This window comes from Sphingomonas phyllosphaerae, from assembly GCF_036946485.1.
GTDB lineage: Bacteria > Pseudomonadota > Alphaproteobacteria > Sphingomonadales > Sphingomonadaceae > Sphingomonas > Sphingomonas phyllosphaerae_E.
Map to the genome: position 1 here is coordinate 1,211,110 of NZ_JAQIJA010000005.1, position 12,568 is coordinate 1,223,677.

Below are 12,568 nucleotides of genomic sequence, written 5' to 3' on the forward strand. Positions count from 1 at the left end.
ATGACGAGAGAAGGCAAAGGGGGTGGGGCAATTTGTCCACCCTTTTCGATCAGAGAGAATGCGGTTCTGCGCTGGCCATCGCCGGTCGGAGGGAGTAATCGCGGGCACCATGAAGACGGAGAGCATCGAAGCGCGCGGCGTCGATTATTCGCGCGTGTTCACCCAGGCGATCGACCGGCTTCATGCCGAAGGCCGGTATCGCGTGTTCATCGACATCCTGCGCAACAAGGGCATGTTCCCCAATGCGCGGTGCTTCGCCGGGCATAACGGGCCGAAGCCGATCACCGTCTGGTGCTCGAACGACTATCTCGCAATGGGCCAGCATCCCAAGGTGATCGCGGCGATGGAGGAGGCGCTCCACGACGTCGGCGCCGGCTCGGGGGGCACGCGCAACATCGGCGGCAACACGCATTACCACGTCGATCTCGAAACCGAGCTGGCCGACCTGCACGGCAAGCAGGCGGCGCTCTTGTTCACCTCGGGCTATGTCTCGAACGAGGCGACGCTGTCGACGCTCGCCAAGGTGCTGCCGGGCTGCATCATCTATTCCGACGAGCTGAACCACGCCTCGATGATCGCGGGGATCCGCAATTCGGGATGCGAGAAGCGCGTGTTCCGGCACAACGATCTCGCGCACCTCGAGGAACTGCTCGCCGCCGACGATGCGGCGGTGCCGAAGCTGATTGCGTTCGAGAGCGTCTATTCAATGGAAGGCGATGTCGCGCCGATCGCGGCGATTTGCGACCTCGCCGACAAGTATAATGCGCTGACCTATCTGGACGAGGTTCATGCGGTCGGCATGTATGGCCCGCGCGGCGGCGGCATCTCGGAGCGCGACGGGGTCGCGCACCGGCTGACGATCATCGAGGGGACGCTGGGCAAGGCGTTCGGGGTGATGGGCGGTTATATCGCGGCCGATCGCACGATCGTCGACGTGATCCGCTCCTATGCGCCGGGGTTCATCTTCACCACCTCGCTGTCGCCGGTGCTGGTCGCGGGGGTGCTGGCGAGCGTGCGGCACCTCAAGCAGTCGAGCGCCGAGCGCGACGGGCAGCAGGCGGCGGCGGCGACGCTGAAGGCGATGCTGCGCGACGCCGGGCTGCCGGTGATGGCGGGCGAGACGCATATCGTGCCGGTGATGGTCGGCGACCCGGTGAAGGCCAAGAAGATCAGCGACATCCTGCTCGCCGAATATGGCGTGTACGTGCAGCCGATCAATTATCCGACCGTACCGCGCGGGGCCGAGCGGCTGCGCTTCACGCCGGGGCCGGCGCACAGCGAGGCGATGATGCGCGAGCTGACCGATGCGTTGGTGGAGATCTGGGATCGGCTGGAGTTGCGCGCGGCGGCGTGAGGGCCGTACGTCATTGCGAGCGCAGCGAAGCAATCCAGGGCCGGATCAGGACGCCCTGGATTGCTTCGCTGCGCTCGCAATGACGTTTTGGGCGTAGCGCGGGTGCCCAAATTCTCCGGCAAAGAAGAAGCGGGCCCCCGGCTCAAGGCCGGGGCGACGGTTAGTTGAGGCCCTCGTCCCTTCGCGCCAGCAGCGGTGGCTGGTAGGGCAAAGCCGCATCCTTCGGCATCGTCGCCAGTTCCCGCTCGATCGCTGCCGCGCGGTCCTTTGCCGAGGGATGGGTGCGGCTGTGGAACATGCCGCCGTCGATCTTGCTGCCGTATTCGCGCCAGAAGCGCACCGCGAGCTGCGGATCCCAACCGGCGTTGCGGAGCAGGTATGCGCCGAGCAGATCGGCCTCGGTCTCGGTCTGGCGGAACAGCCGCGCGTTGCGGCCGAATTCGGAGAGCAGCCCCCATTTGACCCCCGCCGCCTCCAGCCGGACGCGGTGGCGAAGGATCGCATGCGCCAGCTCGTGCGCGACGACCACCGCGATCTGATCGTCGCCGAAACGCTCGAACAGTGCGCCGCCGACCTGCACGACATGGCCGTCCGACGAGGCGCCCAGCTTGCTGCCGGTCAGCACCTCGAATTCTACGCGGCAGCCGGCGCGCGGCTGGACCGTCACTTCGCGGACCGCGCCATCGCGGCGCAAGGTCAGCGCGATCGGTGCGGTGACCGGCAGCGCCGCGATCCGTGCCTGGGCGGCGTCGCGAGTCGCGCTGGTCATCGCGTCACCGGTCGTCGCGGGTGGCAGCGGCTGCGCGTCGATCGCGGTGACGCCGTCGTTGGCGAGTATCCCGGCCTGTGCGGCCGGCGCGCCGGGCACGACCAGCTCGACCGCGACCGGCGCGGCGAAGGCGCTGCGCAGCTCGGCCGGATATTGGTCGGCGGCGTGGAGCGTCGCGCCGATCACCGGTTGCTGCTCGCGGCACAGGGGTGCGTTGGCGGTGGTCAGTCGCCATGCGATCGCCGCGAGCCGCAGGTCGACCTCCAGAAGGCTCGGCGCGGCGGCGGCGGGCAGCGCGACGAGCGCCAGCAGAACGGCCAGAAAACGGAACAACATACGCATTACTCGGACGGGCGGGCGGTCGGGCGGAAGGCCGCGGGCTCGATGCCGTGGCGCTGCATACGGTCGTACAGGCTGCGGCGCGGCAACTGCAACTCCGCCGCCGCCGCGCCGACGTCGCCGCGCACGCGCTCCAGCGTGGCGCGGATCGCCGCCGCCTCGAAACGGTCGACACGCTCCGACAGCGGGAGCTGGTCGGCGGCGTGCGCCGCGCCGCCGTCGACCCCGAGCACGACGCGCGCGGCGAAGTTCCTCAGCTCGCGGACGTTGCCGGCCCAATCGTCGCTGACCAGCCGTGCCTCGACCGCGGCGTCGATCATCGGCCGCTCGCGCCCGAAGCGCTCGGCGGCTTCGCCAAGGAAGTAAGCGAACAGCAGCGGCACGTCGGCGCGGCGCTCGCGCAAGGGCGGGATGCGCAACCGCACCGTCTCCAGCCGGTAGAGCAGGTCGGCGCGGAAGCGGCCCTCTGTAGCGGCGGCCGACAGATCGGTCTTGGCGGCGGCGACGACGCGCAGATTGACAACACGCGGTGCCGCCCCCGCTTGCGGCAGTTCGCGCTCCTCGACGACGCGCAGCAACTTGCCTTGCAGCGCCGGGGACATGCTATCGATCTCGTCGAGGAACAGCGTGCCGCGATCCGCATCGGCGATACGGCCGGGCTGGGTACGGTTGCCGAACAGCGCCTCGTCGGCGATCGCGTCAGGCAGCGCCGCGCAATCGACCGCGACGAACTGGCGCGTGCGGCGGTGGCTCCAGCGGTGGAGCAGCAGCGCGACCAGCTCCTTGCCGGTGCCGGTCTCGCCCTCGATCAGCACGTCGACATCGACATCGGCCAATTGCCGGATCGTCTCGCGCAGCCGCACCATCACCGGCGTCTCGCCGATCAGCGGATAATGCGTTTCGGCCTCGGCGGCGGCGACGCGCAGCCGGCGGTTTTCGAGCACCAGCCGTCGCACCTCCAGCGCGCGACGGACGCTGGCGATCAGATGGTCGGCGGCGAACGGCTTGGCGATGAAGTCCCACGCGCCCTTCTTGAGCGCGGCGACCGCGGTCGCGATGTCGCCGTGGCCGGTCATCAGGATCACCGGCAGTTCGGGGTCGCGCGCGGCGATCGCCTCGGCGAGCGCATGGCCGTCCATGCGCGGCATTCTTATGTCGCTGACCACCACACCGGGAAAATCGGTCCCGAGCTGCGCCAGCGCGGCGCGGGCATCGGCGAACGGCTCGACCGCGATCCCGGCGATCGCGAAACTGTCGGCGAGCGCGGTGCGCAATCCGTCGTCATCGTCGATCAGCAGGACGCGCTGCGTGTCGCTCGCGGGCGAGTCGCTCATGCGCGCTTCACCGAGGCCATGAACGCCGCGCCGCCCAGCGGCGAGGGCACGATCCGCAGCGTCCCGTCGAACTGCGCCATGATGTCGCGCGCGATGCCGAGCCCGAGCCCCAGCCCGTCGGGCTTGCCGGTGACGAACGGGCTGAACACCTCCTCGCCCAGCGCCGGGTCGATCCCGCTGCCGTTATCGGCCACGATCAGCTCCACGCATGTCTCCCGTTCCTCCACCAGCACAGCGATGTGCGGGTCGTCGCGCCCCGCCACCGCATCGACCGCATTGTTGAGCAGGTTGACGAGCACCTGCTCCAACCGCACCCGCCCGGCGATCACCGCCGGCTGGCCGCGCGCGGGCCAGTCGACCGCCACGTTCGCGCCGCGCAGCCGGTCGCCGACCAGCAACAGCGTGCCGTCGAGCACCTCGTCGAGCGCGATCGGCTCGATACGGCCGCTGCCGCGGCGCGCGAAGCGGCGCATCTCCTGCGTGATCGAGCCGATCCGCGCGGTCAGCGCCACCGCGCTCTCCAGCGTCGCGCGCACGCGATCGTTCCGCCCGGCGGCGAGATGGTGCTGCGCGTTCTCGGCGAGCGTGCGGATCGTCGCGACCGGCTGGTTGATCTCATGAGCCAGTCCCGCTGTGATCGAGCCGAGCGAGGCGAGGCGATTGGCCTGCGCCAATTCCTCGCGCGCGGCGCGGAAGCGCTGGTCGGCATCGGCGCGGCGCTCCATCTCGGCACTCAACGCGGCGGTGCGCTCCGTCACGGCGGCCTGCAACTGCGTGCGCACCGCCGCGGCGCGGGTCAGCCGGGTGATCCGCCATAGCACCAGCGCCGCGAGCAACAGGAGCACCAGCGCAAAGGTCGCGGTGGCGAGCCGCGCGACGCCCGCCGCCTCGCGCAGCGCCCGCGCGATCGGCACGACCCGCACCAATCGCCAGCCGGGCACGTCGAGCGGAGTCGCGACCGTCAGCAGGGTCGGATCGGCGCCCGGGCGGACATGGGTGAGCGGCAGCGGCTGTGCGCCGAACTGCCCGCTGGCGCGGATCGCGGCGCGTGTAGCGGGCGAGAGCGGCCGCAGCGTGCGCAGCGCCTCGCGCGGGTCGGTGGTGGCGAGGACGATGCCGCGCGCGTCGACGAGCAGGGTGGTGCCGGGATCGTTGGCCCAGACGCGCGTCACCGCGTCGAACTCGACCTTCACCACCACCACGCCCGCCGGGCCGCGCGGGCCATCGATGCGGCGGCTGAGGAACAGCCCCGGTCGCCCGCTGACATTGCCGAGCGCGAAATATTCGGCGCTGCCGTCGCGCATCGCCAGCCGGTAATAAGGGCGAAAGCGATAGAGATGGCCGACGAAACTTTCCGGCTGCGCGGCGTTCGAGGCGGCGACGGTCATGCCGCGCGCGTCGATCGCATAGATCACCGCCGCGCCGGTGCGCTGTGCGAGCGGGGCGAGCTTGCGGTCGAGTCGCCGCGCCGCGTCCGCCCCGGTCCCGCCGGCGAGCGCGTCACGCAAGTCGCTGTATTCGCTGAGCACGATCGGGAGCAGGCGATATTTGTTCAGCTCGCTGTCGAGCAGCCGCGCCTGCTGGCGCGCGGTGCCGAGCGCCGCCGCACGCGCCTCTTCGCGTGCGCGCGCCGCGGTCCAGGGGGCGACCAGCAGGTAGAAGAGCAGCGTCAGCGCGACCACGATCGCGGGCACGATCAGCCGCAAGGGAAGACGCGCGGGCGACATGCGTGCAGGATATTGCAATGCCGTCGATGAAGTCACGCGGGATTTCGCCCGCGGCCCCCTGATCTGCCGCAAGGTTTCCAAAAAGTTACGAGTGTTTTCATGTTTTTAGCATACCGCCCCGCTGATTTTTGCGATCCCGCCTGGGCACGTCATGCTGTGCGCAAGCCGGGGAAGACGGCGAGAGAGGACCGAATGTACAGCAATTTGAATGGCGCACAGGCGAAGGTGGCGCGGGGCGCGACGCTTCGCGCGCTGCTGCTCGGCGCGTCGGCGCTCGTCGCGACTCCCGCGCTCGCCGATCCGGCCGCCACCGCGCAGGTCACCGGCACCAAGGAATCGCCCGCCACCCCGTCGGTGGTCGGCTATCCGGCGATCGGCAATGGCGAGGGCACCGTTTCGGGCAAGTACAATGTCTCGCGCTGGGCCGAGGACTGGCGGTCGATGCGCGATCCGGCGAAGCGCGACGATCCGCTCGACCGGCTCAAGTTCCTGCCGCTGACGGCCGACGGCGACGTCTATCTGACGTTGTCGGGCGAGTTCCGTTTCCGCGTGCAGGAGACCACCAACCCGGACCTGCGCGACCGCGCGGCGCAGCGGCAGGACCGGACGCGCGTCTATGCCGGTGCGGACCTGCATCTGGGCGAGCATGTCCGTTTCTACGGCGAGCTGGCGCACGCCGGGGTGAGCGGGGTCAATATCGGCACCCCGGCAGGGAACATCAGCAACCGGTTGACGCTGCAACAGGGCTTTGGCGAAGTGATGGGCCGGATCGGCGGCGCCGAGGTCGGCGTGCGCGGCGGGCGGCAGGAATTCTCGGACGGTCCCAACCTGTTGACCTCGGTCCGTGACGATCCGACGCTGCACTTCGTGCTGGACGGCGTGCGTGGTTACGCGCGCGGCAAGCGCGTGCGCGCCGACGTGTTCGACCTGCGCTTCGTCAATTTCGGGCGCGAGGGGTTGAGCGACGATCGTACCGACGGGTCGCGGCGGTTCAGCGGCGTGACCTTCGGCTATGCGGTGCCGAACGACTTCCTCGGCACGTCGAAGCTGTTCTTCGACCCGTTCGTCTGGCGGCTGCGCACCCGCGCCGCGGCGTGGGGACGCCAGACTGCGCGCGAGGAGCGGATGTTCTACGGGCTGCACCTGTACGGCGATGTGGATCGCGCGACGATCGACTGGACGGTCAATTATCAGGGCGGCGACTTCAACGACCGCAAGATCAGCGCGTGGCAGGCGTTTCTCGCCCAGACGTGGCGGGTCGGCAAGGCCGCGAGCGCGCCGCGCGTCGGCGTCCATGTCGATTACGGCAGCGGCGGCGGCGGGGTGAGCGGGCAGGGTGACCTGCGCACCGCCAGCGGGCTGTACGGCAACAACATCTATTACAGCTATCAGCTGTTCCTGACCCCGACCAACCTGATCGCGATCTCGCCCAACGTGACGGTGCAGCCGGTCAAGAACCTGCGCGTCACCGGCGAATATACGATGGCGTATCGGCCGAACGAGAATGAGGCGGTGTATCGCGCTTCGGGCGCGGCGTTCGCCAACACGCAGAACGTCGAGGGCAAGCATATCGCCGATCTGATCCGCCTGCAGGCGGTATGGGCGCTGACGCCGCGCATCTCGCTGACCGGGCGCTACGAGCATATGATGGTCAAGGATGCGCTGGCCAATGCCGGCTTCAAGAATTCGGATTTCCTGGCCGGCTGGGTCAGTTTCCGGTTCTGATATAAAAAGGGAGAGACGCGATGGCGGGAACGCCGACGACCGACAATCGACTGAAATCCATTATCGGAGGATCGACCGGCAATCTGGTCGAATGGTTCGATTGGTACGTCTATTCGGCGTTCACGCTGTATTTCGCCCCGCACTTCTTTCCCTCGGGTGACCAGACCGCGCAATTGCTGAGCGCCGCCGCGGTGTTCGCGGTCGGCTTCGTGATGCGGCCGATCGGCGCGTGGATCATGGGGATCTATGCCGATCGCAAGGGGCGCAAGGCCGGGCTGACGCTGTCGGTGACGCTGATGTGCGCCGGCTCGCTGATCATCGCCTGCACGCCGGGCTATGAGACGATCGGGCTCGCCGCGCCGGCGCTGCTGGTGCTCGCGCGGTTGATGCAGGGGCTGTCGGTCGGCGGCGAATATGGCGCAAGCGCGACCTATCTGTCGGAAATGGCGGGCAAGGACCGGCGCGGGTTCTTCTCGGCGTTCCAATATGTCACGCTGATCTCCGGGCAGCTGCTCGCGATCATGGTGCTGCTGATCCTGCAATCGGTGATGCCCAGGGCCGAGCTGGAAGCATGGGGCTGGCGCATCCCGTTCGTGGTTGGCGCATTCCTCGCGGTAGTCGTCTTCTACCTGCGCCGCGGGCTGGCCGAGACGCAGAGCTTCAAGAACGCCCATGCCAATGAGGCGCCCAAGTCGGGGTTCCTCGCACTGCTGAAGAACCATCCGCGCGAAACCGCGCTGGTGATGCTGCTGACCGCCGGGGGCACGCTCGCCTTCTACGCTTACTCGATCTACATGCAGAAGTTCCTGGTCAACACCTCGGGCTTCTCCAAGGAAGTCGCGACGCAGATCAACGCGGTCACCTTGTTCGTCTTCATGCTGCTCCAGCCGGTCGCGGGCGGGCTGTCGGACCGGATCGGGCGCAAGCCGCTGATGGTCGCGTTCGGGGTCGCGGGGGTGCTGTTCACCTATCCGATCTTCTCGGCGCTGGAGGCGACGCGCGACCCGGTCACCGCCGGGCTGCTGGTGATGGCGTCGCTGATCATCGTCACCGGCTATACGTCGATCAACGCGGTGGTGAAGGCGGAGCTGTTCCCCGCGCATATCCGCGCTTTGGGGGTCGCGCTGCCCTATGCGCTGGCCAACACGCTGTTCGGCGGGACCGCCGAATATGTCGCGCTGAGCTTCAAGAAGCACGGGTGGGAGCAGGGCTTCTACTGGTATGTCACGGTGATGATCGGCATTTCGCTGCTGGTGTACCTGCGGATGCGCGACACCGGGCGGAACAGCCTGATCAGCGAGGATTGATCACCTCGCTCCATTCGTCATCCCGGACTTGATCCGGGATCCCGCTTCTCCCTCGCCGGTCGCCGAGAAAAGCGGGGCCCCGGATCAAGTCCGGGGCGACGGGGGAGGTGGCGGTCGATCTCAGGGTCACCGATCAAGCTCATCCGTCGCCCCTGCGCAGGCAGGGGCCCATGGCTGTCTAATGTTGCGGCGCATTTGACACACGGTTGTCGTCACTGTGTCAGCCTCGGCGATGCACGACACAGACATGGGTCCCTGCCTGCGCAGGGACGACGGTGATTGACGGGCGGGGTGGTTTCCCTTGCGCCAGCGGATCGCTACATCGGCGCGCATGACCGATATGCTGCTCGACCCGCTCGTCCTCCCCGATTTCGCCGCGCTGACCCCCGAGGCGATCGCCCCCGCGCTCGACGCCGCGATCGCGCGTCATGCCGAGGCGGTCGAGATCGTCACGCGCGACCGGCCGACGACGTTCGAGCAGGCATGGCTGCCGCTCGAACGCGCCGAGGCGGGGGTGGATGCGCTCTGGTCGGCGGTGTCGCACCTGCGCGGCGTGGCGGACACGCCCGAGCTGCGCGCCGCGCACGCTGCGGGGCAGGAGAAACTGGTCCAGCATTTCATGGCGGTGGCGCAGAACCGTGACCTGTACGACGTGCTGACCGCGCTGGAGGCGTCGCCCGGCTTCGCCGATCTGCCGCAGGCCGATCGCGTCGCGGTCGAACATGCGATCCGCGACTTCCGGCTGGCGGGCGTCGCGCTCGACGCGGCGGAGCGCGAGCGGTTCGCGGCGGTGTCGGTCGAGCTGTCGGCGCTGTCGACCGAGTTCGGCAGCGCGGTGCTCGACGCGACCGATGCGTGGACCTGCCACATTACCGACGAGGCGCGGCTCAAGGGCATTTCCGCGCCCGACAAGGCGATGTTCGCCGCCGCGGCACAGGCCAAGGGGCTGGACGGCTGGCTGGTCACGCTCCAGCAGCCGAGCGTCAATGCGGTGCTGACCTTCGCCGAGGATCGCGACCTGCGCGCCGACGTGTACCGCGCCTATGGCACGCGCGCGTCGGATCAGGGGCCGAACGCGGGCACGCACGACAATGGCCCGCGGATCGCGCGCATTCTCGAGTTGCGCCGCGAGGCGGCGGCGCTGCTCGGCTTCACCGATCCGGTCGCGCTGTCGCTGGAAACCAAGATGGCGCCGAATGCGGGAGAGGTGCTGGCCTTCCTGCGCGACCTCGGCCAGCGTGCGAAGCCGGCGGCGCAGCGCGATCTCGACGCGTTGCGGGCGTTCGCGGCGGAGGAACTGGGCATCGCTGACCTTCAGCCATGGGACGCGGGGTTCGCCGCCAACCGGCTGCGGCAGGCGCGTTATGCGGTGGATGAGCAGGAGGTGCGCGGCTATTTCCCGGTCGAGCGCGTCACCGCCGGCTGGCAGACGCTGCTCGGCCAACTCTTCGGACTGCGGCTGACGCGGCGCGACGAGGTGCCGCTCTACCTCCCCGACGCGCATTATTACGACGTCGCCGATGACAGCGGTGAGGTGTTCGCGGGCCTGTACCTCGACCTCCATGCCCGCCCCGGCAAGCGCGGCGGTGCGTGGATGGCGCAGGCGCGGCCGCGGCTGCGCGATGGCAATAACGTGCGGGTGCCGGTCGCCTATCTGGTCTGCAATTTCGCGCCAAAGGGCGAGGGGCAGCCGTCGCTGCTCAGCCACAGCGATGTCGTGACCTTGCTCCACGAAACCGGCCATTGCCTCCACCATCTGTTCACGCGTGTCGACCGGCCGTCGATCGCGGGGACCAGCGGGTTCGAGTGGGACGCGGTCGAACTGCCGAGCCAGTTGATGGAGGATTTCGCCTGGGACCGCGCGGTGCTGACCGCGATGTCGGGGCATTACGAGAGCGGCGCGCCGCTGCCGGCCGATCTGTTCGACCGGATGGTCGCGGCGCGGCGTTTCCAGTCGGGGATGTTCATCGTCCGCCAGCTCGAATTCGCGTTGTTCGATCTGCTGCTCCACCTCGGCACGATCGGCAGCGACCCGATGGAGGTGATCGAGGCGGTGCGCGACGAGGTGTCGGTGCTACGCCCGCCGGCATGGCACCGTTTCCCGCACGCGTTCAGTCATATCTTCGCGGGCGGCTATGCCTCGGGCTATTACAGTTATCTGTGGGCCGAGGTGCTCGCCGCCGACGGGTTCGGCAGGTTCGCCGAGAACGGGCTCGTCGATCGCGCGACCGGCACGGCGCTGCGCGAGGAAGTGTTGTCGCGCGGTGCGACGCGCCCAGCGGCGGAGAGCTTCCGCGCGTTCCGCGGGCGCGACGCCGATCCGGTCGCGATGCTGGTCCGCCACGGCTTGCTGGAGGACGCGCAGTGAGCGTGCTGATCCTCACCACCGGCGGGACGATCGACAAGCTCTATTTCGATGCACTCAGCGAATATCAGATCGGCGACAGCGTGGTCGACCGGCTGCTCAGGACCGCGCGCGTCGCTTTGCCGTTCCGCGTGCAGGAGCTGTTGCGCAAGGACAGCCTCGAGCTGACCGACGACGATCGCGCGGCGATCGCGCAGGCGGTGGCGGACGCGCCCGAGCGGTGGATCGTCATCACGCACGGCACCGATACGATGACCGACACCGCGAAGGTGCTGGCGGGCCGGACCGACAAGACGATCGTGCTGGTCGGCGCGCTCGCCCCGGCGCGGTTCGCGGAGAGCGATGCGTCGTTCAACCTCGGCATGGCGTTCGCCACCGCGCAGGTCGCCGGACCGGGCGTGTGGATCGCGATGAACGGCACGATCTTCGATGGGACCAAGGTGCGCAAGGATCGCTCGATCAACAGCTTCGTCGCCGTCGAATGACGCGCGACTGGCTGGCGGAGGCGATCCGGCGGATCGAGGCGGATTACAACCGCAGCGCCGACACGCATCTGATCCAGGTCGATCTGCCGCATCATGACGGTATCCAGCTGTACCTGAAGGATGAGAGCAGCCACCCGACCGGCAGCCTCAAGCACCGGCTGGCGCGCTCGCTGTTCCTCTATGCACTGTGCAACGAGTGGATCGGGCCGGACACCTGCGTGATCGAGGCGTCGTCGGGGTCGACCGCGGTCAGCGAGGCCTATTTCGCCAAGATGCTGGGCTTGCGCTTCATCGCGGTCGTCCCCGCCGCCACCGCCGCGCCGAAGCTCGACGCGATCCGTTTTCATGGTGGCGAGATTCACGCGGTCGACGACCCGCGCAGCGTCTATGACGTCGCGCAGCGGCTCGCGCGTGAGACCGGCGGGCATTATCTCGACCAGTTCACCTATGCCGAGCGCGCCACCGACTGGCGCGGCAACAACAATATCGCCGAGAGCATCTTCGCGCAGATGGCGGAGGAGGAGCATCCGGTTCCGGCGTGGATCGTCTGCGGCGCGGGGACCGGCGGCACTTCCGCGACGATCGGGCGCTTCATCCGCTATCGCCGTTACGCGACGCAATTGTGCGTCGCCGATCCGGTCAATTCGATCTTCCATCGTCATTATGCCGATCGGGCGGCAGTGGCGCTGCCCGAGGGCTGCGCGTCGCGGATCGAGGGCATCGGGCGACCGCGCGTCGAGCCGAGCTTCGTGCCGGGCGTGATCGACCGGATGATCGCGGTCGAGGACGGCGACAGCCTCGGCGCGATGCGGGCGCTGGGGCAGGTGCTGGGGCGGCGGGTCGGCGGGTCGACGGGGACGAACCTGTGGGCGTGCGCGCAGCTGATCCGCGAGATGGCGGCGCGTGGGGAGCGCGGGAGCATCGTGACGTTGCTGTGCGATGGCGGCGATCGCTACGGGTGTACGTACCACGATCCGGCGTGGCTGGCGGAGAGCGGGCTGGCGTGGGAGCGGGCGGAGGCGGAGATGGCGGGGTTGTTGTCCCCTCCGTCGCCCCGGACTTGATCCGGGGCCCCGCTTCTTCTTTCCGACCGGGGCAAGAAGCGGGATCCCGGATCAAGTCCGGGATGACGGGATGGAGTAGCTGGAAACCCCCGGACCCAC

General features: G+C 68.7%; 9 protein-coding genes. 6 read left to right on the forward strand and 3 right to left on the reverse strand.

Features of this window, described 5'->3' with window-relative positions; genetic code table 11:
* Positions 1-109: 109 nt before the first annotated feature.
* Entirely contained in the window at positions 110-1,354 is a 1,245-nt protein-coding gene (hemA, locus tag PGN16_RS14395; protein ID WP_335310062.1) for a 5-aminolevulinate synthase, read from the forward strand.
* Between the two features lie 160 nt (positions 1,355-1,514).
* Here the strand turns inward: hemA and PGN16_RS14400 are convergent, their stop codons facing one another.
* From PGN16_RS14400 to PGN16_RS14410, 3 genes are read right to left on the reverse strand one after another with little or no spacing between them, the layout of a single operon-like run.
* A complete protein-coding gene (locus PGN16_RS14400) occupies positions 1,515-2,459 on the reverse strand; it encodes a M48 family metallopeptidase (protein WP_335310063.1) in 945 nt (314 codons plus the stop codon).
* A gap of 5 nt (positions 2,460-2,464) precedes the next feature.
* Positions 2,465-3,796: a sigma-54-dependent transcriptional regulator gene (locus PGN16_RS14405; protein ID WP_335310064.1), complete on the reverse strand. Its 1,332-nt coding sequence runs from the start codon at positions 3,794-3,796 to the stop codon at positions 2,465-2,467.
* Positions 3,793-5,523, reverse strand: coding sequence for a sensor histidine kinase (locus PGN16_RS14410; protein WP_335310065.1), 1,731 nt, complete (start codon positions 5,521-5,523; stop codon positions 3,793-3,795). Before PGN16_RS14410 ends, PGN16_RS14405 begins: the two co-directional genes overlap by 4 nt.
* 192 nt (positions 5,524-5,715) lie before the next feature.
* On the opposite strand from PGN16_RS14410, the gene PGN16_RS14415 reads away from it, so the two are divergent.
* The 5 genes from PGN16_RS14415 (at position 5,716) to PGN16_RS14435 (ending at position 12,469) form a co-directional block, all read left to right on the forward strand.
* Positions 5,716-7,248 carry an alginate export family protein gene (locus tag PGN16_RS14415; protein ID WP_335310066.1) on the forward strand — a complete coding sequence of 511 codons (1,533 nt, stop codon included), beginning with the start codon at positions 5,716-5,718 and terminating at the stop codon, positions 7,246-7,248.
* Between the two features lie 20 nt (positions 7,249-7,268).
* Complete coding sequence (locus PGN16_RS14420) at positions 7,269-8,555, forward strand: MFS transporter (protein WP_335310067.1); 1,287 nt, start codon at positions 7,269-7,271, stop codon at positions 8,553-8,555.
* Positions 8,556-8,886: 331 nt separating this feature from the next.
* A complete protein-coding gene (locus PGN16_RS14425; protein ID WP_335310068.1) occupies positions 8,887-10,923 on the forward strand; it encodes a M3 family metallopeptidase in 2,037 nt (678 codons plus the stop codon).
* Positions 10,920-11,405: an asparaginase domain-containing protein gene (locus PGN16_RS14430; protein ID WP_335310069.1), complete on the forward strand. Its 486-nt coding sequence runs from the start codon at positions 10,920-10,922 to the stop codon at positions 11,403-11,405. The genes PGN16_RS14425 and PGN16_RS14430 overlap by 4 nt, the downstream gene beginning before the upstream one ends.
* Positions 11,402-12,469 carry a PLP-dependent cysteine synthase family protein gene (locus PGN16_RS14435; protein ID WP_335310070.1) on the forward strand — a complete coding sequence of 356 codons (1,068 nt, stop codon included), beginning with the start codon at positions 11,402-11,404 and terminating at the stop codon, positions 12,467-12,469. Before PGN16_RS14430 ends, PGN16_RS14435 begins: the two co-directional genes overlap by 4 nt.
* Positions 12,470-12,568: the final 99 nt, after the last annotated feature.

Excerpts from the sequence above, each read along its gene's own strand:
- hemA (WP_335310062.1), top strand. The coding sequence starts at position 110 with ATGAAGACGGAGAGCATCGAAGCGCGCGGCGTCGATTATTCGCGCGTG.
- PGN16_RS14400 (WP_335310063.1), bottom strand. The coding sequence starts at position 2,459 with ATGTTGTTCCGTTTTCTGGCCGTTCTGCTGGCGCTCGTCGCGCTGCCC.
- PGN16_RS14405 (WP_335310064.1), bottom strand. The coding sequence starts at position 3,796 with ATGAGCGACTCGCCCGCGAGCGACACGCAGCGCGTCCTGCTGATCGAC.
- PGN16_RS14410 (WP_335310065.1), bottom strand. The coding sequence starts at position 5,523 with ATGTCGCCCGCGCGTCTTCCCTTGCGGCTGATCGTGCCCGCGATCGTG.
- PGN16_RS14415 (WP_335310066.1), top strand. The coding sequence starts at position 5,716 with ATGTACAGCAATTTGAATGGCGCACAGGCGAAGGTGGCGCGGGGCGCG.
- PGN16_RS14420 (WP_335310067.1), top strand. The coding sequence starts at position 7,269 with ATGGCGGGAACGCCGACGACCGACAATCGACTGAAATCCATTATCGGA.
- PGN16_RS14425 (WP_335310068.1), top strand. The coding sequence starts at position 8,887 with ATGACCGATATGCTGCTCGACCCGCTCGTCCTCCCCGATTTCGCCGCG.
- PGN16_RS14435 (WP_335310070.1), top strand. The coding sequence starts at position 11,402 with ATGACGCGCGACTGGCTGGCGGAGGCGATCCGGCGGATCGAGGCGGAT.